Origin of the sequence: Paraburkholderia phytofirmans OLGA172, assembly GCF_001634365.1 — a bacterium.
Taxonomy (GTDB): Bacteria; Pseudomonadota; Gammaproteobacteria; order Burkholderiales; family Burkholderiaceae; genus Paraburkholderia.
In genome coordinates this window covers 4,421,064-4,443,210 of the sequence record NZ_CP014578.1, presented here as the reverse complement: position 1 = coordinate 4,443,210, position 22,147 = coordinate 4,421,064, and the positions used below count along the sequence as shown (strand labels likewise).

At 64.0% G+C, this 22,147-nt stretch carries 21 protein-coding genes; 16 read left to right on the top strand and 5 right to left on the bottom strand.

Going from position 1 to position 22,147, the window contains the following annotated elements:
• The first annotated feature begins 186 nt into the window (after window positions 1–186).
• The 5 genes from flhB (at window position 187) to AYM40_RS19640 (ending at window position 7,212) form a co-directional block, all read left to right on the top strand.
• Window positions 187–1,410 (top strand): flagellar biosynthesis protein FlhB, encoded by a 1,224-nt coding sequence (flhB, locus tag AYM40_RS19660; RefSeq protein WP_063497641.1) that lies wholly within the window; start codon window positions 187–189, stop codon window positions 1,408–1,410.
• A complete protein-coding gene (flhA, locus tag AYM40_RS19655) occupies window positions 1,407–3,509 on the top strand; it encodes a flagellar biosynthesis protein FlhA (protein ID WP_063497640.1) in 2,103 nt (700 codons plus the stop codon). The genes flhB and flhA overlap by 4 nt, the downstream gene beginning before the upstream one ends.
• 161 nt (window positions 3,510–3,670) lie before the next feature.
• Entirely contained in the window at window positions 3,671–5,587 is a 1,917-nt protein-coding gene (gene flhF, locus AYM40_RS19650; protein WP_063497639.1) for a flagellar biosynthesis protein FlhF, read from the top strand.
• Entirely contained in the window at window positions 5,580–6,449 is an 870-nt protein-coding gene (locus AYM40_RS19645) for a MinD/ParA family ATP-binding protein (RefSeq protein WP_063497638.1), read from the top strand. The genes flhF and AYM40_RS19645 overlap by 8 nt, the downstream gene beginning before the upstream one ends.
• 28 nt (window positions 6,450–6,477) lie before the next feature.
• The gene (locus AYM40_RS19640) at window positions 6,478–7,212 is read left to right on the top strand and encodes an RNA polymerase sigma factor FliA (protein WP_063497637.1); all 735 of its coding nucleotides are present in this window, start codon (window positions 6,478–6,480) and stop codon (window positions 7,210–7,212) included.
• A gap of 60 nt (window positions 7,213–7,272) precedes the next feature.
• Here AYM40_RS19640 and AYM40_RS19635 read toward each other — a convergent pair whose 3' ends face one another.
• From AYM40_RS19635 to flgA, 5 genes are all read right to left on the bottom strand, one after another.
• Window positions 7,273–7,683 (bottom strand): type II toxin-antitoxin system HicB family antitoxin, encoded by a 411-nt coding sequence (locus AYM40_RS19635; RefSeq protein ID WP_063497636.1) that lies wholly within the window; start codon window positions 7,681–7,683, stop codon window positions 7,273–7,275.
• On the bottom strand, window positions 7,680–7,862 hold the full coding sequence (locus AYM40_RS19630; RefSeq protein WP_063497635.1) for a type II toxin-antitoxin system HicA family toxin: 183 nt from the start codon (window positions 7,860–7,862) through the stop codon (window positions 7,680–7,682). Before AYM40_RS19630 ends, AYM40_RS19635 begins: the two co-directional genes overlap by 4 nt.
• 309 nt (window positions 7,863–8,171) lie before the next feature.
• Complete coding sequence (locus AYM40_RS19625; RefSeq protein ID WP_063497634.1) at window positions 8,172–8,618, bottom strand: flagella synthesis protein FlgN; 447 nt, start codon at window positions 8,616–8,618, stop codon at window positions 8,172–8,174.
• A gap of 94 nt (window positions 8,619–8,712) precedes the next feature.
• On the bottom strand, window positions 8,713–9,066 hold the full coding sequence (gene flgM, locus AYM40_RS19620) for a flagellar biosynthesis anti-sigma factor FlgM (protein ID WP_063497633.1): 354 nt from the start codon (window positions 9,064–9,066) through the stop codon (window positions 8,713–8,715).
• Window positions 9,067–9,276: 210 nt separating this feature from the next.
• Window positions 9,277–10,629 (bottom strand): flagellar basal body P-ring formation chaperone FlgA, encoded by a 1,353-nt coding sequence (gene flgA, locus AYM40_RS19615; protein ID WP_063497632.1) that lies wholly within the window; start codon window positions 10,627–10,629, stop codon window positions 9,277–9,279.
• Window positions 10,630–10,846: 217 nt separating this feature from the next.
• Between flgA and flgB the strand changes: the two genes are divergently transcribed.
• The 11 genes from flgB (at window position 10,847) to flgK (ending at window position 22,143) form a co-directional block, all read left to right on the top strand.
• A complete protein-coding gene (gene flgB, locus AYM40_RS19610; protein ID WP_063497631.1) occupies window positions 10,847–11,341 on the top strand; it encodes a flagellar basal body rod protein FlgB in 495 nt (164 codons plus the stop codon).
• Between the two features lie 109 nt (window positions 11,342–11,450).
• Window positions 11,451–11,876 (top strand): flagellar basal body rod protein FlgC, encoded by a 426-nt coding sequence (flgC, locus tag AYM40_RS19605; protein ID WP_063497630.1) that lies wholly within the window; start codon window positions 11,451–11,453, stop codon window positions 11,874–11,876.
• A gap of 10 nt (window positions 11,877–11,886) precedes the next feature.
• A complete protein-coding gene (gene flgD, locus AYM40_RS19600; RefSeq protein ID WP_063497629.1) occupies window positions 11,887–12,618 on the top strand; it encodes a flagellar hook assembly protein FlgD in 732 nt (243 codons plus the stop codon).
• A 48-nt stretch (window positions 12,619–12,666) separates the two neighbouring features.
• Window positions 12,667–14,220, top strand: coding sequence for a flagellar hook protein FlgE (locus AYM40_RS19595; protein ID WP_063497628.1), 1,554 nt, complete (start codon window positions 12,667–12,669; stop codon window positions 14,218–14,220).
• A 19-nt stretch (window positions 14,221–14,239) separates the two neighbouring features.
• Window positions 14,240–14,998: a flagellar basal-body rod protein FlgF gene (gene flgF, locus AYM40_RS19590; protein WP_063497627.1), complete on the top strand. Its 759-nt coding sequence runs from the start codon at window positions 14,240–14,242 to the stop codon at window positions 14,996–14,998.
• Window positions 14,999–15,106: 108 nt separating this feature from the next.
• On the top strand, window positions 15,107–15,895 hold the full coding sequence (flgG, locus tag AYM40_RS19585) for a flagellar basal-body rod protein FlgG (RefSeq protein ID WP_063497626.1): 789 nt from the start codon (window positions 15,107–15,109) through the stop codon (window positions 15,893–15,895).
• Between the two features lie 36 nt (window positions 15,896–15,931).
• Entirely contained in the window at window positions 15,932–16,630 is a 699-nt protein-coding gene (gene flgH, locus AYM40_RS19580; protein WP_063497625.1) for a flagellar basal body L-ring protein FlgH, read from the top strand.
• A 2-nt stretch (window positions 16,631–16,632) separates the two neighbouring features.
• Window positions 16,633–17,847: a flagellar basal body P-ring protein FlgI gene (locus AYM40_RS19575; RefSeq protein WP_082855186.1), complete on the top strand. Its 1,215-nt coding sequence runs from the start codon at window positions 16,633–16,635 to the stop codon at window positions 17,845–17,847.
• Between the two features lie 12 nt (window positions 17,848–17,859).
• A complete protein-coding gene (gene flgJ, locus AYM40_RS19570) occupies window positions 17,860–18,867 on the top strand; it encodes a flagellar assembly peptidoglycan hydrolase FlgJ (RefSeq protein ID WP_063497624.1) in 1,008 nt (335 codons plus the stop codon).
• Between the two features lie 422 nt (window positions 18,868–19,289).
• Window positions 19,290–20,063 (top strand): flagellar brake protein, encoded by a 774-nt coding sequence (locus tag AYM40_RS19565; RefSeq protein ID WP_181448389.1) that lies wholly within the window; start codon window positions 19,290–19,292, stop codon window positions 20,061–20,063.
• A gap of 97 nt (window positions 20,064–20,160) precedes the next feature.
• Complete coding sequence (flgK, locus tag AYM40_RS19560; protein WP_063497622.1) at window positions 20,161–22,143, top strand: flagellar hook-associated protein FlgK; 1,983 nt, start codon at window positions 20,161–20,163, stop codon at window positions 22,141–22,143.
• Window positions 22,144–22,147 lie beyond the last annotated feature (4 nt).

Below are 22,147 nucleotides of genomic sequence, written 5' to 3'. Positions count from 1 at the left end.
CACGCGTAAGAACCGCTTGGCCACCCGCGCGAAATCGCGCGGGTGGCCGCTGGCCGCAGTGGCTGTTCCATCCCTCGAAATACCCCCCTTTCTCCGCCCTTATCCGCCGATCGGTGCTTGCGTCGAGCGGGAATAATCGCTCTCACTGGAAAGAGGCGCCGTGCCTCAGCCGACTGGAGAGCGTTTGTGGCAGAGGATAGCGACCTCGAAAAAACCGAATCAGCCACTCCCCGGCGCCTGCAAAAGGCGCGCGAGGAAGGGCAGATCGTGCGTTCGCGGGAGCTGTCGACGTTTGCGCTGCTGGCAGCGGGCTTCTTCGGCGTATGGGGCATGTCCGGCAGCATCGGCGAGCATCTGCAGGGCATGCTGCGCTCGGCCTTCACGTTCGACCATGCCACGGTGTTCGAAACCCGCCGCATGATGATCGGCGCGGGCGCTGCGGGCCGCGAAGGCCTGTATGCGCTGCTGCCGGTTCTGGCGTTCACCGGCGCGGCCGCTTTGCTCGCGCCCATGGCGCTGGGAGGCTGGCAGCTGTCTTCGAAAGGCCTCGAGCCCAAGTTCGACCGGCTCAATCCGATCGCGGGGCTCGGCAAGATATTCTCGATCAACGGGCCGGTTCAGCTCGGCATGTCGCTCGCGAAGACGCTCGTCGTGGGCGGTATCGGCGGCACGGCGATCTGGAATCGCCGCGAGGAAATTCTCGCGCTGGCGACCCAGCCGCTGCACCTTGCGCTCGCCAGCGCCATGCATCTGATCGCGGTGTGCTGCGGCATGACGGTGGCGGGCATGTTCGTCGTGGCCGCGCTCGATGTGCCGTATCAACTCTGGCAGTTCCACAAGAAACTGCGCATGACGAAGGAAGAAGTGAAGCGCGAACACCGCGAAAGCGAAGGCGATCCGCACGTCAAAGGCCGGATTCGCCAGCAACAGCGCGCCATGGCCCGCCGCCGCATGATGACCCAGGTGCCGAAGGCCGACGTGGTGGTGACCAACCCGACGCACTTCGCGGTCGCACTGCAGTACACCGATGGCGAGATGGGCGCACCGAAGGTGGTCGCCAAGGGCGTGAATCTGGTGGCCGCGCGGATTCGCGAAATCGCCGCCGGAAACAACGTGCCGCTGCTGGAAGCGCCACCGCTTGCCCGTGCGCTGTATCACAACGTCGAACTGAACCGTGAAATTCCCGGCCCGCTATATGGCGCGGTCGCCGAAGTGCTCGCGTGGGTGTATCAGTTGCGGCGTTTCAACACCGAAGGCGGCGTCGCACCGGTCGCACCGACCGAGTTCGACGTGCCGCCGGAGCTCGACAAAGGCGGCGTTTCGGACGATGAAGCCGAGCAGGAAGCCGCCGACGCGCTTGATTCAGCCAATAAGTCAGATAACCACAACGCTTCAGGAGCCTCCGCATGAACGCTCGCGCCGGATTCCTGTCCCGACGGCCGGATGCCTTGAGCGGCACCAATTTGCGCGCCCTCGCCGGGCCGGTGCTGATCTGCATGATTCTCGGCATGATGATTCTGCCGTTGCCGCCGTTTCTGCTGGATCTGCTGTTCACCTTCAATATCGCGCTTTCCGTGATGGTGCTGCTCGTCAGCATGTACACGATGAAACCGCTCGACTTCGCCGCTTTCCCAAGCGTGCTGCTGTTTTCGACCTTGCTGCGCCTGTCGCTGAACGTAGCGTCCACGCGCGTCGTGCTGCTCGAAGGCCATACCGGACCGGACGCGGCGGGCCAGGTGATCGAGTCGTTCGGCCACTTTCTCGTGGGCGGCAACTTCGCGGTCGGTATCGTCGTTTTTATCATTTTGATGGTCATCAACTTCATGGTGATCACCAAGGGCGCGGGGCGGATCGCGGAAGTGTCCGCGCGCTTCACGCTCGATGCGATGCCCGGCAAGCAGATGGCAATCGACGCCGATCTGAACGCCGGCCTCATCAACGAAGATCAGGCCCGCAAGCGCCGCCAGGAAGTCTCCCAGGAAGCCGAGTTCTACGGGTCCATGGACGGCGCCAGCAAGTTCGTGCGCGGCGATGCGATCGCCGGCTTGCTGATCATGGTGATCAACATCGTTGGCGGCCTGATCGTCGGGATGGTGCAGCACGGCATGGACTTCGCGTCCGCGGGCAAGACCTACACGCTGCTGACAATCGGCGACGGCCTCGTCGCACAGATCCCGTCGCTCGTGATTTCGACGGCGGCCGGTGTGATCGTCTCGCGCGTCGCGACCAACGAAGACATCGGTACGCAGTTGACCGGCCAGCTGTTCACGAACCCGCGCGTGCTGGTGATCACCGGCTGCATTCTCGTGTTGATGGGCCTGATTCCGGGCATGCCGCACTTCGCGTTTCTGATCCTCGGCGGCGGTCTGATTCAACTCGGCCGCACGATGAAAAAGCGCAGCGAGGAACGCAAGAGCGGCGCGACGCTCGTCGACGTCGCGCCGGCCGCGATGACTCCGGTGGAAAACGCCGAAGCCAGCTGGGACGACGTAACGATGATCGACACGCTCGGGCTCGAAGTGGGCTACCGGCTGATTCCGCTCGTCGACAAGAATTCGGACGGCGAACTCCTCAAGCGGATCAAGAGCATCCGCAAGAAGTTCGCGCAGGAAATCGGCTTCCTGCCGCCGGTGATCCATATCCGCGACAACCTCGAATTGCGGCCGAACGGCTACCGGATTGCGCTCAAAGGCGTCGAAGTGGGCGTCGGCGAGGCGTATCCGGGGCAGTGGCTGGCGATTAACCCGGGGCAGGTGTCCGCCGCGCTGCCGGGCACGCCGACGCAAGATCCGGCGTTCGGCTTGCCGGCGATCTGGATCGACACGAATCTGCGCGAACAGGCCCAGGTGTACGGCTACACGGTGGTCGATTCGAGCACGGTGGTGGCGACGCACCTGAATCACCTGGTGGTCACGCACGCATCCGAACTGCTCGGCCGCCGCGAAGTGCAGGCGCTGCTGGAGCGGATGCAAAAAGACACGCCGTCGCTGGTCGACGATCTGGTGCCGAAGTCGCTGTCGCTCACCACCCTGCAAAAGGTGCTGCAAAACCTGCTGGAAGAAGGCGTGCCGATCCGCGACATGCGCACGATTCTCGAAGCCCTGTCCGAACACACGCCGAAGGTCACCGACGCGCATGATCTCACCGCCGCCGTGCGCCTCGCGCTGGGCCGCGCGATTACGCAGCAGTGGTTCCCGGGTGCGGGCGACATGCAGGTGATGGGCCTCGATTCGAATCTGGAGCGGGTGTTGTCGCAGGCGCTTTCCACGGGCGCCAATCCGGGTCTCGAACCGGGCCTCGCGCATACGCTGCTGAACGAAACGCAGAAGGCGATGACGCGTCAGCAGAACCTTGGGATCGCGCCGGTGCTGCTGGTGCAGCACGCGCTACGGCCGATGCTCGCGCGGTTTCTGCGCCGCAGCCTGCCGCAGTTGAAGGTGCTGTCGTACGCGGAAGTGCCGGATACGCGGAATATCAAGGTGGTGAATCTGATCGGGGCACACGGTTAAACCCCGTGCGTGCGAATCGAAGCACGTTCCATCGCCCGAATTGCCTGCCTTTAGCGGTCTTTATCCATCGATCGTGGCTCGACGGGTTTCGCAATAATGATCTCAATGGGAAGCGGTATGTTGCCGGTCCGTAAGTCCGTATACCTCATCGGGGGTCCAGCTTGAACATTCGTAAATTTGTCGGTGCTACCAGTCGCGATGCTTTGCGTCTCGTGCGCGAAGCCTTGGGTCCGGATGCCGTCGTTTTGTCCAATCGCACGATGGACGACGGCCGCGTCGAGATCGTCGCGGTGGCCGACAGCGACCTCGCCGCCATCACGCCGAAGGCGCCACGCGGCAGCGCCGGCGCACCGATGAATGCGATGGCCGGACAGCAGCCCGCGCTTGCCGCACCGCGCGCCAATCCGACGATGCAAGCGAATCCGTATGCGAGCGGCATGCCCGACGTGTTCTCGTCCGTATTCGGCGCAAGCCCGGAAGCGGGCGCCGAGAATATGACGCCGAACGTCGCTAGCGCTGCTGCAAGCTCGGCCGCGAAGGCCACCGGTTCCGCCGCGCCGAAGCCGGCACTGCCAAACACGCCTAAAGCACCGCTGGCCGCGCCCGCGGCGGCGTCGCTCTCGCAATCGATCAGCATCGGGCAACCCGGCGCCGGCGTTGCGGCGACGCGTCTTTCCGAAGACATCAGTGCGGCTCTGCACAAAGCCGCCGGTGTGCCGGCAGCCGATGCGCAGCGCACGATGGCCGAATCGAATCCCTGGCTGATCGACCACGCGCGCCGCGTCGCGGCCGAACAACAGCAGCAAGGCGCATACAGCGCGCGCCCCGCAGCGATGACTCCGGCTGCCGCAATAGCCAAGGGCCTCGGCGCCGCGGTCGAACCCGCCGCGCAAGGGGGTTCACAGCCGGCCTCGCGGCAGGCCGCTGTCCAACCGGCCGTATCGCAAGTCACCGATTCGCCCGAGTGGGCCCGCGAAGGCGCGCAAGTCGCCGCGCGCCGCGCCGCTCAGAAAGTTGCACCGCCGCTGCCCACCGGCGACGACGCCCGCACCCCTGCTTCAGTTGCCGAAGCGATCAAGGCGCGCATGGAGCAGGTCGTCAACGACACCGTGATGAACGAACTGTCGTCGATGCGCGGCATGATGGAAGAACACTTCGCCGGCCTGCTGTGGGGCGATCGCCAGCGCCGCAGCCCGGCGCGCGCCGCGCTCACCAAGCACCTGTTCGCCGCCGGATTCTCCGCGCAGCTTGTGCAGATGATGGTCGACAACCTGCCCGACGACGTCGACAACGTGGAAGGCGGCATGGACTGGGTGCGTTCGGTGCTCGAATCGAACCTGCCGGTGATGGAAGACGAAGACGCGCTGATGGAGCGCGGCGGCGTGTTCGCGCTGATGGGCCCGACGGGCGTCGGCAAGACCACGACTACCGCCAAGCTCGCCGCGCGCTGCGTGATGCGCTTCGGCGCCAGCAAGGTGGCGCTCCTCACCACCGACAGCTACCGGATTGGCGGCCACGAACAACTGCGCATCTTCGGCAAGATTCTCGGCGTGTCGGTTCACGCGGTAAAAGACGGCGCCGATCTGCAACTCGCGCTCTCCGAGTTGCGCAACAAGCACATTGTGCTGATCGACACGATCGGCATGAGCCAGCGCGACCGCCTGGTTTCCGACCAGATCGCGATGCTGTGCCGCGCCGGCCAGCCGGTGCAGCGTCTGCTTCTGCTCAACGCGACGAGCCACGGCGATACGTTGAACGAAGTGGTGCAGGCCTATCAGCGCGCACCCGATCAACAGCCGCTTGCCGGCTGCATCCTGACCAAGCTCGACGAAGCCACCAATCTGGGCGGCGTGCTCGATACGGTGATTCGCTACAAGCTGCCGGTGCACTACGTGTCGACCGGGCAGAAGGTGCCGGAAAACCTGTACGTCGGGACGAAGAAATTCCTCATCAAGAGCACGTTCTGCATTCCGCGCGACAACTCCCCGTTCGTGCCGCACGACGACGACATTCCGGCGCTGCTGTCCGCGCTGTCCGCACGCTCGACGGCCGAACTGCACGAGGTCCGCTTTGGATAAATTCTTCTCGGATCAAGCCGAAGGGTTGCGGCGCTTGTTGGCGAGAAGCGGCTCGCGCGTGATTGCCGTGACGGGTGGATCGGCCGGCGTCGGCTCGACGACGACCGTGGTGAACCTCGCTGCGGCGCTCGCGCAGCAGGGCAAGGACGTGCTGGTGATCGACGAATGTCTCGGCGACAAGTCGGTGAGCGCGATGCTCGGCGGCGTGCGCGGCGCGGGCAATTTTGCGGCGGTGATGAAGGGCGAGATGACGCTCGACGACGCCACCGCACGGCACGCACTCGGGTTCTCGGTGCTGGCCGCCTCGCGCAACAACCGCGAAGGCCACACGGCCGAGCAGTTGGGCGCCGTGCTGCACGGTCCCGCCGACATCGTGCTGATCGACGCACAACTCGATCAGCAAGGCCACCTGTCGCCGCTCGCGATGCAGGCGCACGACCTGATGATCGTCACGCGCGTGGCTGCGCAGGCGATCACCGACGCGTATGCGTGCATGAAGCGCCTGCACTACGCCCACGCCACCGCGCAGTTTCGCGTGCTGGTGAACCACGTGCAGAGCGTGGCCGACGCGCATACCGCTTTTGCAAACCTGGCCGGCGTGGCCGGACGCTACCTGACGGTGGCGCTGCAAGACGCCGGTTGCATTGCCGCCGATGCGCGGATGGCGCGAGCCCAGGAGTTGTCGCGGTGTGTCGTCGATGCCTTCCCATCGACACCGGCTGCGCGCGATTTCCGGCATCTTGCCGCCGAATTGCAGTACTGGCCGATGCGGCCAGCGATGTCGTCGCAGACGCCCTGGATGGCGCCTGCGACAGTTACAGCGGCGCAACACGCCGACCAACCGTCCGTGCAGCACGCCTGAGAGGCGGCACACGGACAAGGGGAGCACGATGTATAACGCTCAGGGAAAGATTTCCCAAGCCGATGTTCTGACGAAGTACGCGCCCCTGGTGCGTCGCCTCGGCTTGCAGCTCGTTGCCAAGATGCCGGCGAGTGTCGATCTCGACGACCTGATCCAGGCCGGCATGATCGGACTGCTGGACGCGGCGAGCCGCTACAAGGAAGACCAGGGCGCGCAGTTCGAGACCTATGCCAGCCAGCGGATTCGCGGCGCGATGCTCGACGAATTGCGCAGCAACGACTGGTTGCCGCGCAGCTTGCGGCGTACGTCGCGCGAAGTGGAGTCCGCCGTGCACAAGGTTGAACAGAATCTGGGCCGTTCGGCGAGCGAAACGGAGATCGCCGAGCATTTGCAAATGCCGCTCGACGAGTACCAGTCGATGCTCCAGGACCTGCACGGCAGCCAGCTGATCTATTACGAAGACTTCGACCGTTCCGCGGACGACGAGCCGTTTCTTGACCGTTACTGCGTCGATCATTCGGACCCGCTGTCGGCGTTGCTGGACGACAGCCTGCGCTCGGCGCTGATCGAGGCGATCGACCGCCTGCCGGAACGTGAGAAGTTGCTGATGTCGCTGTACTACGAACGCGGCATGAACCTGCGCGAAATTGGCGCGGTGATGGAAGTCAGTGAGTCGCGGGTGTGCCAGTTGCACAGCCAGGCCGTGGCGCGTTTGCGCACGCGCCTGCGCGAGATGGCCTGGGCGAACGCCGAGGCGACCTGAGTTTGATGGATTGAGGTTTGACCGGCGGTGCACGAAACGTCCGCCTTCTCTTCTCTCCGGTTACGCGTCCGCCATTTCATGCTCCGCGGCCAGCGCGAGAAACGCTGAGCGCGACATGCCGCGCGCCTCTGCGTAAGCGTCGATATCATGAACCAGCGCCTCGGGCAGCGAGATATTGATGCGCACCGCCTTTTTCAGCGCCGGAATATTCCGCGTGGTGACAAAACCCCAAGTAAAACCCGCGTAGTCCGGATTGCGCCGATGCTCGTCCAGCGTCAGCCGGTTGGGAATCGGCAACCCTTCGTCGAGCAGCGTGTCCAGATGCGCCTCGATCGCTGCTTTCGCGTTGGCGTAGGCTTCTTCCAGCGAATCACCCGCCGAATGACAACCCGGAATGTCGGGGACGACCACGCCGAACGCATGGTGCGTGTCACCAGGCTCGATCGCGATCGGGAAAATCAGGTTCTTCATTTCAGGCCTGCCTGTTTCAAGATGCTGTTCAGTGTGCCGGGCGGAAGATCTTTCCTCGGATGCGGGATGGTCACGAGACCGGCTTTTACCGCGTGCCGGAAATGATGGTGGCTGCCCGATGTTCGGACCAGCCGCCAGCCATCCGCTTGAATCACTTTGACGACCTCGGCACTGTTCATATTGCACTCCTCGAATCATACACACGATTACACAACCTCGCTAGTGGATAACGCTCCGCGTGGCTCGTCCGGCGCAGCGTCGACAAGCTGCTCGTGACGGCGGAGAACCTCAGTGGGGGAACTCGTGATTTCAGCGTGGCGGAGGATTCCGCGCTACCTGGCCGGATGGCCAACGCGCGGTGGAGGAGGGCTTAGGCACCCTGTGCCGGAGGGGAAAACCAAAAGGGCCCGTCAAAGACGAGCCCTTTTGGTTCAAAGCAATCTACTGAAGTGCGTCAGCGCGTGAAACGCGCCGCGCGAGCGAAATTTTCAAGCTGCCGGACGCGCCGGAATCCGCCCATCGGGTCCGTAGAAACCGGCCTTCTGCGGCACGGCCACCTGCAGCGCCGTCAGCGCGCGCTGGTTGTATTCCATCCGCACGCGGATCAGCTCACCGTTGCTTGTATTGAAGCGCCGCGCCCGCTCGGCGGCTTTTTGCAGCAGCGCCCATTGCTCGGCGAGCCGTGTATCCGCGCTGGCCGCCAGTTCCATGCCGGGCCAGCCGGCCGGAAAGCCCATTTCCGCGAGCAGTGCGTCGCGCGCGGCTTCGAGCCTGGCGAGCGTGCCGATCAATTCGGTTTTCTTCTCGACGATCGGCGGCAGCAGTTCCAGCGGCGACAAGGCAGTCAGCGCCTTGGTCTCGAGCGTCAGAATCGAGGCGAACGCCTCGACGGCCGAATATTCTTCGATGAGGGTGGCAAGCAGGGCGTCTTTCATCTCAACAACTCGCTGAACACGGCGGCTCGCGCATGATTCGCGAGCCGGGTTTGTCGAATGCCGCCCGGCAATTCACCATACTTCGATGCGTCGATTAGTTGCCGGTCGACGAGGTTTTGCTTTGCAACAGTTCGCGCGCGGTATTCAGCACGCCGTCGGCGATCTTGCTCGAATCGATCGTCAGCGAGCCGTCCTTGATGGCTGCCTTGATCGACTCGACACTCGCCGTGTCGATATCGGCCGAACCGGACGCCGCGAGGCTGCGCAGATGCTGCGACAGACCCGACAGGCTGACGCTGGCGTCGCCCGAACCGCTGGTGGTGGGCTGCGAGGCCGTGCCCGCACTCTGCGCGTTGCTGTTCGCGCTCGCCGCGTCGCTTTGCTGCGAGCGGGACAAGGCGTCTTTCAACGACGACAGATTCGACTTGGTTGTGGAATCGACTTTCACGATTGGCTTCCTGAACGATTTGATTCTGATAACGGCAACCCGTGATCAAAACTTTAACGCAATCGCTCTAGGCTTTGCCTTTCCTTTCAAGACGATCCGGCCCCGCGACGGGTTCGATACCCGCTCTGCCCACCGCACCAGCCGCCGCACTAGCCGCTGCGTCTGCATCCGCGCCGGCGCGCAGGCGGCCGGACTTGCCGCCGCGCCGTCTCACAACTGGATCTCCACCGTCGAACCATCTTTGACGATGCCGGAAATGATCTGGCCGTTAGCCGTCTTCACCCGTATCTGCTGGCCCGGCGACGCATTGTTCATTGCGCTGCCTTCGGCTGAAATCGCGAAACCAACGCCTGCCGCGACAACCCGCACCGTTTGCCCGATCGACACCGCCGACGCGCTTTTCAGCATGTCGCGGCGCAGCGGCATGCCGCCGGCGATGCGCTCGAGCGACACCGAGCCGACTGCCTGCGACGGGTCCGTGACGATTGCCTGCGGCAAACCGGTCAGGTCGCCATCGCGCGCGACGAGGTCGGCGGCGGTGAGCACTTCGCCCGGCGCCATCGCGCGGGCGGCCAGATAGTAGGAGGCGCGCAGCGAAATGCGCGCTTGCAGATAGATGGTCCACGGCCGTTCGCCGGCGCAACGCACGCCGACGGTCATGCGGCCCCACAGGCGCGCGCCGCTCGGCATGAAGGGCTCGAGCGTCGTGCAGGCCGCGAGCCCGCGCGGAAACGCCGGCGCGACGGTGATGTCGACCTTGCCCGGCAAGCCTGCCGATTGCTGCTGCAAGAAGGCGAGCGCGGCGCTGCGAATCGCCTCGGCGTCTTGCTGGCCAGCCAGCGGCACAGGTTGCGCCAGCGCTGCGGGCCGCAGAATCTGTTGCGCGACCGCCGGCGCGGCCTGCCGCATCGACGACGTGCGTGCGATGGTGGCCGGCGGCATCAGCATCGGCATCGGCATCGGCGCGGGGGCCGCCGTGGTAACAACGGGCCTGCCATTCGCGCCCAACTGTGGCGGCTCGCCGCGCGAGGCAAGGCTGTCGAAGGTGGCGGACGATGCGCTTGCCGGCACGGGAATCGTCACGACCCCGTTCGCGTCGGGCTTGAAACTGGTGCGGATCATCTGCGGCGCGGCAGCCGGCTCGCCCGCGCCCGGAATGACGATCGAGCCGCTCGCGTTGGCGGCGCGCGTGAATGGATCGGCGTCGCGCGCGACTGGCTCCGGCGTCAGCGACTGCGCGGTAGCCGCGGCGAGCGTCGCCGCGGACCCGGTGCGTTTCGCGGGCGTTGCCTGTATCTGCGCGGCCAGATCGGCGAGGGCAGCCGGATTCTTTTCACCCGGGCCAGGAATCACGATGGGGCCGCCGGCGTCCTGAGCCTGCTGAGCTTGGGTCGTGGCCGGCAACAGCACGATGCCGCCGGCGACCCATACCGCCAGGTTCACGACGAGGCGGGTCAGGAGACCGGCTGCACCGCGCGAAGCACGCCGCAGCGCGCCTGCACCCACGCGATGCGCCGCCGCGCAGCTTGCGCGGGGCGTCAGATCGAAGTTGGGTTGGTCCATCGGGTTGCTCCGTCGAATGCATCGGTACGCTTTGCATTCTAGTGAGCGCCCCCATTGCGCAAACGTTGAATAGAAGCCCCCTTTCCCGGTTATTCGTCCGATTGCCACTTGCGTTCGGCCCATAAGATGCACCTCATGCAAAAAGGTCTTCCCGGCCGACGCAGGTCTCATGCGAGACAAGCCCGGGAAGCCTCGGGAACGTTCTCCGGAGATTTCAATGCTGGACAAGCTCGATGCCGAATTCGCCTTTGGCCGCCAGGCGCTCGATGTGCGCGCTTACCGGCAGGAACTGCTGTCGTCGAATATCGCCAACGCCGATACCCCCGGGTACAAGGCGCGCGACGTCGACTTCGCTTCGTCGCTGGCCGGCGCGCTGAAGAAGACCGCTGGCGGCTCGGGCACGGGCGCCTCGAACAACTCGACGCTTGCCATGACGCAGCCCGCCGGGGTGACGAGCGGCATGTCGATGGCGTCGACCGCGCCGGGCCACATGTCCGGCCGCGCGACGCTGACGCCGACCGGCGGCACGCCTGACGACTACGGCAATCTGCAATACCGCATCCCGACGCAACCCGCGCTCGACGGCAACACGGTCGACATCGATACGGAGCGGGTGCAGTTCGCGGACAACACGTTGCACTTCGAATCGGGCATGACGGTGCTGTCGGGCCAGATCAAGGCAATGCTCGCGGCAATCCAGTCGGGCTCGTAATAACCGGCGCCGCACAGATACACGCAGTACGCAGGAACAATCGCTACGGGATTTAACTTGAAGCCGGGTCGAACCGGGTGCAACGGCGTTGCATGGGAGGGGGAAAAACATGCCATCTTTAATGAACATTTTCGGTGTTGCAGGCTCCGCGATGTCAGCGCAGTCGCAGCGGCTCAACGTGACGGCGTCGAATCTCGCCAACGCGGACAGCACGACCGGCCCGGACGGCCAGCCGTACAAGGCCAAGCAGGTCGTGTTCGCGGTCAGCCCGATCGGTGGCGCGCGCACGGGCTCCGGCCAGCAGATCGGCGGCGTGCAGGTCACCGGCGTGGTCGACGACCCGACGCCGATGAAGACCGCCTACGACCCCGGCAACCCGGCGGCCAACGCGGACGGTTACGTCACGCTGCCCAACGTCGACCCGGTGCAGGAAATGGTCAACATGATCTCGGCCTCGCGCTCGTACCAGGCCAACGTCGAGACCCTGAACACCGCCAAGACACTGATGCTGAAAACGCTCACGATCGGAACCTGAGGAGAATTCCTTGACCACCAATACCACCATCGGCAGCAACGGCACGACCGTGTCGCAGACGCTGCTCGATACGATGAACGGCACGAACAGTGCCTCGAGCGCGAACAGTTCCACCAGCTCGACCGGCAGCACGTCGGGCACCTCGGCGACCGATCTGCAGAACACCTTCCTGCAACTGCTCGTCGCGCAGTTGAAGAACCAGGATCCGACCAATCCGATGGACAGCTCGCAGATGACCTCGCAGCTGGCGCAGATCAACACGGTGTCGGGCATCAGCCAGCTGAACACGACGCTCAGCTCGCTCGCCACGCAGATGTCGGCAGGCCAGCAGTCGCAAGCCGCGCTGCTGATCGGCTCGAGCGTGCTCGCTCCGGGCAGCTCCATTACCGTGGCGAGCGGCAAGACCACCGAATTCGGCGTGCAATTGGCGAACGCTGCGTCCGACATGCAGGTGGCCGTCAAGAACTCCGCCGGCAAGATCGTCAAAACGATCGATCTGGGGCCCCAGGCTGCCGGCACCGTCCCGGTCTCGTGGAACCCGGTCGACTCCACGGGGGCCGCCTTGCCCGACGGCACTTACACGATCAGCGCGACGGGCACCGTGAACGGCGCCCCCGGCGCCGGCACCACGCTGACTCAGGCGACCGTCCAGAGCGTCGTGCAGGGCGCGGGTGGCGCGCCTGGCCTCGTGCTTTCGAATGGCAATACGGTTGCCCTGACTTCGGTCGCGGCGATCCTCTAACCAGTTCAATTCAAACGATTTCAGACATTTTCCGGAACGGAGACCGTCATGGGTTATCAGCAAGGTTTGAGCGGCCTGTCGGCTGCGTCAAGCGATCTCGACGTGATCGGCAATAACATTGCCAACGCGAACACGATCGGCTTCAAGAGCGGCACAGCGGTGTTCGCCGATCTGTACGCGAACTCGGTGGCCACGGCCGTCAACAACCAGATCGGTATCGGCACGCAGCTCGCGGCCGTGCAACAGCAGTTCTCGCAAGGCACGATCAACTCGACCGGAACGGCGCTGGACGTCGCGATCAACGGCAACGGCTTCTTCCAGATGTCGAACAACGGCGCGGTCACCTATTCGCGCAACGGCGTGTTTCAACTCAACAGCAGCGGCCAGATCGTGAATGCGGAGGGGCTGCAGGTGATGGGCTACGCGGCGAACGCAGGCGGCATCATCAATAGCGCGCAGACCGTGCCGCTCACCGTGCCGACGACGAATATCGCGCCCTCGGCGACCACCAGCATTACGGCACAGTTCAATCTGAATGCGCAGGACGCGCTGATGTTGGGGACGCCGACGGCGATTTCTTCCGACGCTGCCGTGACGGCCAACGCGACGATCACGACGGCCTCGGCTGGCACGAACAACGATACTTACACGGTTACATTCGACGGTGCAGGGGGCTACACGATCAGCGCCGTTACGCCGGCAGGTGCCAATGTCCCCGCGCTAGCCAGTGCGGGGGCCTACACGCTTGGTCAGGCTATTCCGCCTATTACGTTAGGCAACGGTCAAACAGTTACGGTGACTGGTGCGCCGGTCGCCAACGATACCGTCATAGTTAGCCCGGCGCCGATCGCATTCAACCAGAACAGCCCGTCGACCTATAACTACACCTCTTCGGTTCCGTCGTACGATACGCTCGGCGGCTCGCAGACGGTCAATATGTATTTCGCCAAGACGGATTCCAATACATGGAACGTCTATGCGGGCGTGGCGGGTGGTGCTGCCCAGATCATCGGCCAGGCGCAGTTCAGCACGTCCGGCACGTTGTCGTCTTTCCAGCAGGCGACTATTGTCCCAGGCCCCCCTGCGACGGTTACGTATGCCCCACCCGCAGCGCCCGGCACCGTCACGTTCCAGATCCCGAACAGCGACGGCTCGTCTGCGCCGCAGACGCTCTCACTGAATCTCACCGGCACGACCCAGTACGGCAGCACGGACGGCACCAATAACCTGTCGCAGAACGGCTACGCGGCCGGCCAACTGACGAACTTTTCCATTGGCACGACGGGTGTTCTGACTGGCAACTACTCGAACGGTCAGACGGCAGCGCTGGGCCAGATCGTGCTCGCGAACTTCAACAACCCGAACGGCCTGGTGGACCTCGGCAACAACGAGTACCAGCAGACCGCACAATCGGGCGTCGCGCAGATTTCCACGCCGGGCAGCACCAATCACGGCACGCTGCAGGGCGGCGCTGTCGAAGAGTCGAACGTGGATCTGACCAACGAACTGGTGAACCTGATCACCGCGCAACGCAACTATCAAGCGAACGCGCAGACGATCAAGACCCAGCAGACCGTCGACCAGACCCTGATCAACCTGTAAGCGACCGGGACTCCCCATCATGGATCGGCTGATCTACACCGCGATGTCGGGCAGCACGCAAGCGCTCGAACAGCAGGCTATCGTTGCCAACAACCTGGCGAACGCCTCGACCACCGGCTTTCGCGCCCAGCTTGCGACTTTCCGCGCCGTGCCGATGGCGTTCGGCGACGGCAGTTCGATCAACGACGACACCACGCGCACCTTCGTGCTGTCGTCGACGCCGGGCGCCGACTACACGCCGGGGCCGATCCAGCAGACGGGCAACCCGCTCGACGTGGCGATTCAGGGGCCGGGCTGGCTGGCGGTGCAAACCGCCGACGGCGGCGAGGCTTACACGCGCGCCGGCAATCTGCACATTGACGAGAACGGTCAGCTGGTGAACGCCATGAACCAGACGGTGCTCGGCAACGGCGGCCCGGTATCGGTGCCGCCGGGTGCGGAAATCACCATCGGCAAGGACGGCACGATATCCGCGCTGACGCCGGGCGATCCGCCGACCGCGGTGGTGACCGTCGATCAACTGAAGCTGGTCAATCCGGATCCGCAGACCATGACACGTGGCGATGACGGCCTCTTTCGCACCGGCGATGGCAACCCCGCCGATGCCGATCCGGCCGTCACGCTGGCGCCGGCTTCGCTCGAAGGCAGCAATGTGAATCCGGTTAGCGCGATGGTCGCGATGATCACCAACGCCCGCCAGTTCCAGATGCAGACCAAGCTGCTGGAAAACGCGGATAAGAACGACCAGTCAGCTAACCAGCTGCTCAGCTTTAGCTAACGGGATGGGACCGGAGTGAGTGCTGAAGCACTAATTCCGGTCGACAGCTTTGCATGGGACCGGAGTAAGTGCTGAAGCACTAACTCCGGTCGACACAGGAGAAGAATAGTGAATCGCTCGCTCTATATCGCCGCTACCGGCATGAATGCGCAACAGTCGCAGATGGACGTGATTTCGAATAACCTCGCGAACGTCAGCACCAACGGCTTCAAGGGCTCGCGCGCAGTGTTCGAGGATCTGCTGTATCAGACCATCCGCCAGCCGGGTGCGAACTCGACGCAGCAAACCGAACTGCCGTCCGGCATCCAGCTCGGCACCGGCGTGCAACAGGTCGCCACCGAGCGCCTGTACACGCAGGGCAATCTGCAGCAGACCGGCAACTCGAAAGACGTCGCCATCAACGGCCAAGGCTTTTTCCAGGTGCAGATGCCTGACGGCACCACCGCGTACACCCGCGATGGCTCGTTCCAGACCAACGCGCAAGGCCAGCTCGTCACGTCAAGCGGCTATCAGGTGATTCCGGCGATCACGATTCCGAACAACGCGACCTCGCTGACCATCGGCAGCGACGGCGTGGTATCGATCACCGTGGCGGGCTCCACCAACAGCCAGCAACTCGGCTCGATGCAGATCGCGACCTTCATCAACCCGGCCGGTCTGGATGCGAAGGGTGAGAACCTGTTCGCGGAAACCGCGTCGTCGGGCGCGCCGAACATCGCACAACCGGGCCTGAACGGCGCCGGCACGCTGAATCAGGGTTACGTGGAAGCATCGAACGTGAACGTGGTGCAGGAACTGGTGAACATGATTCAGACGCAGCGCGCTTACGAAATCAACAGCAAGGCCGTGACGACCTCCGACCAGATGCTGCAGACCCTCAGCCAGATGCAGGTTTAAGGCTTAGGGACAGAGAATTAACTGGCGTTAACCAAGATGTCGCACCTCACTCGTAATCCGGTTCATTCGCGCACCGCTCAGGCGCTCGTGCAGCTCACGCTGCTCGCGGCGCTGGGTGGCTGCGGCCTCGTGCCGAAGCAGCCGATCACGCAGCAGCCGATGACGGCGCTGCCGCCGATGCCGCCGCAAGCGCAGTCGCCGGGCTCGATCTACAACCCGGGTTACGCGGGCCGGCCATTGTTCGAAGACCAGCGGCCGCGCAATGTGGGCGATATCCTGACGATCGTGATTCAGGAAAATGTCAACGCGACGAAGTCGTCGGGCGCCAACGCGAACCGCACAGGCAGCACCAACTTTAGCGTGCCGACGGCGGGCTTCCTGGGTGGACTGTTCGGCAAGACCAACCTGAGCGCCAACGGCGCGAACGTGTTCGCCGGCACCGGCGGCGCGAATGCGTCGAATACGTTTAACGGCACGATCACCGTGACGGTGACCGGCGTGCTGCCGAACGGCAACCTGATGGTGAGCGGCGAAAAGCAGATGCTGATCAACCAGGGCAACGAGTTCGTACGCTTTTCCGGGGTCGTGAATCCGAACACGATTTCGAGCCTCAACGCTGTGTATTCGACCCAGGTGGCCGACGCGAAAATCGAATACTCCGCGAAGGGCTATCTCGACGAAGCCGAGAACATGGGCTGGCTGCAGCGCTTCTTCCTCAACGTGTCGCCGTGGTGATCATGCGTACCGTATTCTCCCGCCTTGGCCGCGTCGCGCAGCTCGCCCGGTTCGCCCGGTTCGGCCGCATTGGCGTCGTTGGCCGCGCGCTCGCTTGCGCGGCGCTCGCTTGCGCGGCGCTGCCGGCCGCTACGCCCGCCCATGCCGAACGTTTGAAGGATCTCGTGCAGATCCAGGGCGTGCGCGACAACCCGCTGATCGGCTACGGCCTCGTCGTCGGTCTCGACGGCACGGGCGACCAGACCACGCAGACGCCGTTCACCACGCAGACCCTCGCCAACATGCTGGCGAACCTCGGCATCTCGATCAACAACCAGGCGGCGGGTTCGAGCAACTCGCAGTCGTCGCTGTCGAACATCCAGTTGAAGAACGTCGCCGCCGTGATGGTGACGGCGGTGTTACCGCCATTCGCACGTCCTGGCGAAGCGATCGACGTGACGGTGTCCTCGCTCGGTAACGCCAAGAGCCTGCGCGGCGGCACGCTGCTGCTCACGCCGCTCAAGGGCGCCGACGGCCAGGTGTACGCGCTCGGCCAGGGCAACCTCGCGGTCGGCGGCGCCGGCGCGAGCGCGAACGGCAGCAAGGTGCAGGTGAATACGCTGGCCGCCGGCCGCATCGCCGGCGGTGCGATCGTCGAGCGCGCGGTGCCGACCTCGGTATCGCAAGCGGGCACCATGCAACTCGATCTGAACGAGATGGACTACGAAACCACGCAACGCGTCGTGGCCGCAGTGAACAATGCGTTCGGCAGCAGCACGGCTATGGCGCTCGACGGCCGCACGATTCAACTGCGCGCGCCGTCCGATCCGGAGCAGCAAGTCGCCTTCATGGCGCAATTGCAGAACCTCGACGTCAAGCCGGCGCAAGCCGCCGCGAAGGTGATCCTGAACGCGCGCACCGGCTCGATCGTGATGAACCAGATGGTCACGCTGCAAAACTGCGCGGTGGCGCACGGCAATCTGTCGGTGGTGATCAATACGCAGCCGGTGGTGAGTCAGCCGGGCGCATTCTCCAACGGCCAGACAGTGGTGGCCAAGCAGTCGCAGATTCAGATGAAGCAGGACAACGGCGCACTGAAGCTGGTGACCGCCGGCGCCAACCTCGCCGAAGTGGTGAAGGCGCTCAACGCGCTGGGTGCGACGCCCGCGGATCTGATGTCGATCCTGCAGGCCATGAAGGCGGCGGGCGCTCTGCGCGCCGACCTGGAAATCATCTAAGGAAGACACAGGATGAATTCGGATACGACCAATTCCGCCAATGCGGCGAACGACCTGACCCAGCGCTTCGCGCTCGACGTGCAGGGCTTCGGCAAATTGAGTGCGCAGGCCAAGGCTTCGCCGCAAGCCGGCATGAAGATGGCCGCGCAGCAGTTCGACGCGGTGTTCACGCAGATGATGCTCAAGAGCATGCGCGATGCGACGCCACAGGATGGCCCGTTCGATTCGCACGACAGCGCCACCTTCACGTCGATGATGGATCAGCAGTTGTCGCAACAGCTGTCGCAGAAGGGCATCGGCGTGGCTGACGCGATGCTCAAGCAGATGATGCGCAATCAGGGCATGCAGGTGGGCGGCGCGAACGGCACACGTGGCGCAAGCGGTGGCCTTGCCGGCATGGCCAATGCGCTGGGCGGCGGCAGCGGTGGCGACGAAGGCCAGACCGCGGCGCTGAACGCGCTCGCGAAGGCCTACGGCAATGCGCAGGCCAACGGCCAACTGGCGATGGGCAAGGGCTACTCGGCCAATAGTGCGTTGACTCCGCCGATCAGAGGCGATGGCAGCTCGCCGAAGGTCGACGCTTTCGTCGATAAGCTGGCCGAACCGGCGCAAGCCGCCAGTGCGGCAACCGGCATTCCGGCGCGCTTCATCATCGGCCAGGCCGCGCTCGAATCGGGCTGGGGCAAGAGCGAGATCAAGAAGGCGGACGGCTCGACCAGCCACAACGTGTTCGGCATCAAGGCGACCAAGGACTGGACCGGCAAGACCGTCTCGACGGTCACGACCGAATATGTGAATGGCAAGCCACAGCGCACGGTCGAAAAATTCCGCGCGTACGACTCGTACCAGGAAGCGATGACCGACTACGCGAGCCTGCTCAAGGGCAACCCGCGTTATGCGCAGGTGATCAATTCCGCGCATGACGTGAATGGTTTTGCCACCGGCATGCAGCGCGCCGGTTACGCGACCGATCCGAATTACGCGAAAAAACTGATGTCCATCATGCAGAAAATGGGCTGATTGCCGTTAATGCAGGTGCGCGGCATGTGCGCGATTGCACTCGACTGTGCAGCCGATCGGTTTATGCAGTCCGATTTTCTCGAATAAAGTATGCACGCGACGGGGCCAGGTGCATAACAAGACGGACGAGGCCGGCCGCCTGCGGGTGGCCGGTCCACCCGCATAAACGGCGTGATTGCCGCCGGTATTCGATGCACCCGGATTTCGCTGGTGGCATATCGACGTTTTAACGTTTGCGGCAAATATTTCATTACACGCCCCTAAATTTTGGCTGAACGCTGCCGCTAATCAGTTAGACCCGATACCGGAAAGCGTTGTAATGTCCGGTTGAATGCGCGTGCTGCGGCTTCGATGAAGACCGCGCAAGAGCCCCGGCAGGAGCCTTGGCACGCGCCCGCAAGAACATGCATACCGGCAAGCCCATGGATACGAATCAGTCGCACGGCCAGACCGACGCACCCGGCCAGTCGCACGCCCCGCTAGACGAAAGCATTCCCGATTTCGGCCGTCGCAATCCGCTTGAGATCGGCGTTCAGTTACGCAACCTCGTCAATCGAGGCGATTTCCTCACCGTTGAATATGCGGGCGGTCAACTCGTGACGCGCCTGCTCGATGTCGACGTGCGCGGGCGCACCTTCACTTTCGACTGGGGCGCGCTCTCCGAACAGAACAAAGGTTTATTGGGTGCGCCGCGCTGCCAGTTCCATGCTTCGCCCGACGGCGTGCGCGTCGAGTTCTCGACCGCCACGCCGCGCGAGACTCGCTACGAAGGACTGCCCGCCTTCGAGGCCGACTTCCCCGAGGTACTGTTCTACGTGCAGCGCCGCGAGTATTTCCGCGTCGATGCACCGATTCTCGATCCGTATATGTGTACCGGCCGTTTTTCCGAAGGCGACACGTTCCGCTTCGAAGTACACGATCTGTCGCTCGGCGGTGTCGGCATGCGCACCGCGGATGAGCGTGTGGCCGAATTGCCGATGGGCACGCAGCTGCTGAATTGCGAACTGTCGCTCGGCTCGCTCGGCCGGCTTTCGCTCGATCTGCAACTGGTGTCGCACCGCTCTACCGCGTTGCCGAACGGCACCCAGCGCTATCAACTCGGCTTCCGTTTCCTGACGCTGCCGGGCAGCGCCGAAAACACGCTGCAACGTCTGATTACGCAGCTCGAAATGAAGCGCCGCTCGCTGGTGCGTTGATGCTGAATGGCCCTCAATTTTTCCCTGTAAGGGCCGTTAAACAGGACATTCAAGTAACGCGGCGGCATGTGGTCGGTGTCGCCCTTCAGGATGACGCATGTCAGATCTCATCAGTATCGGCCTCAGCGGACTGAACGCAGCCCAGTGGGGGCTCACGACGACCGGCCAGAACATCAGCAATGCGTCCACGCCGGGCTACACGATCGAAACGCCGGTCTACGCGGAAAGCGGCGGCCAGTACACGGGCTCCGGCTATCTGCCGAGTGGCGTCTCGACGGCCACCGTGACGCGCCAGTACAGCCAGTATCTGACCACTGCGCTGAACAACGCGCAGTCGTCGGGCAGTTCGCTGTCGGCGTACAACACGATGATCTCGCAACTGAACAATCTGATCGGCAGCCCGACCGCGGGGATTGCCAGCGCGATCACCGGCTATTTCACGGGTTTGCAGAACGTCTCGAATAGCGCCTCCACGCTGTCCACCCGCCAGACCGCGATGAGCGGCGCGCAGACGCTCGTCGATCAGATCAACGCCGCGGGTCAGCAATATGACTCGCTGCGTCAGAGCGTCAACATGCAGCTCCCCAGCACCGTTTCGCAGATCAACAGCTACACGCAGCAGATCGCGCAGTTGAACGGACAGATCGCCGCGACCAGCACGCAAGGCCAGCCGCCGAACCAGCTGATGGATCAGCGCGATCAAGCCGTGTCGAGTCTGTCGCAACTGATTGGCGTGAACGTAGTGACCAGCAGCAACGGCAACTACAGCGTGTTCATGAGTAACGGCCAACCGCTCGTGTCCGCCGGCAACAGCTACAACCTCGGCACGGCGCCTGCTACGGGCGACACCAGCGAACTCTCGGTGCAGTACCTCGGCCAGGCCGGCGCGAACCCGGCCGCCGCGCCGCAAAATCTGCCCGACAGCAAGGTGACGGGCGGTACGCTCGGTGGCCTCCTCGCGTTCCGCAGCCAGACGCTCGACCCGGCCGAAGCGCAGCTCGGCGCGATTGCCGTGAGCTTCACCGCGCAGGTCAACGCGCAGAACGCGCTTGGCATTACGCTCACCGGCGCCCAGGGCGGCGCGCTGTTTTCGGTGGGCGGCCCGACGGTCTACGCGAACGCGCAGAACACCGGCAATGCGTCGCTGGGCGTTGTCTTCGCGAATGCCGCGCAGCCGACCACCGGCGACTACACGCTCGCCTATAACGGCACCACCTACACGCTGACCGACAATTCGAACGGCGCCGTAGTGGGCTCGGCAACCTCCCTGGGCCAGCCGATCAACGGTTTGCAATTCTCGACCACCGGCACGATGAACCCCGGTGACTCGTTCACAGTGGAGCCGACTCGCGGCGCGCTGAGCAGCTTCGCCACCGCGACTACGGCCGCTTCGGCGATTGCGGCTGCGTCCCCCGTGCTTGGCTCGGCCGCGGTGACCAACACCGGCACCGGCACGATTTCGCCTGGCACGGTGACAGCGAGCTACACCATGCCCAACGCGACCACCAAGCTGACGTACGACGGCACGGGACTGTCCGGGTTCCCGGTCGGCTCGATGGTGACGGTGACGGCTGGCACGCCGCCGGCCACAACCACCTACGACACCAGCATTACGCCCGATGTGCCGTATTCGGCAGCCTCCGGAGCGACGCTGACGATCAACAACGCTACGGCCGGCGCTATGAACGGCGTGACGGTAGCGATCAGCGGAGCACCGGCCGCTGGCGACACATTCTCCATCGGCCCGAATACCGGTGCGACTAACGACGGCAGCAACGCGCTGGCGTTGTCGAATCTGTCGAGCGCAAAGTCGATGGCGGGTGGCACGCTCACGCTGGTGGGCGCGTATGCGAACTATGTCAACCAGGTCGGTAACCAGACCAACCAGATTCAGACTTCGAGCACGGCCCAGACCGCGGTGGTGACGCAGATCACCACCGCGCAACAGTCGGTCTCCGGCGTGAACCTTAACGAGGAAGCAGCCAACCTGCTTCAGTATCAGCAGCTCTATCAGGCCAACAGCAAGGTCATTCAGACCGCGCAGACCCTGTTCCAGACGTTGATCGGCATCTTCCAGTGAGGCG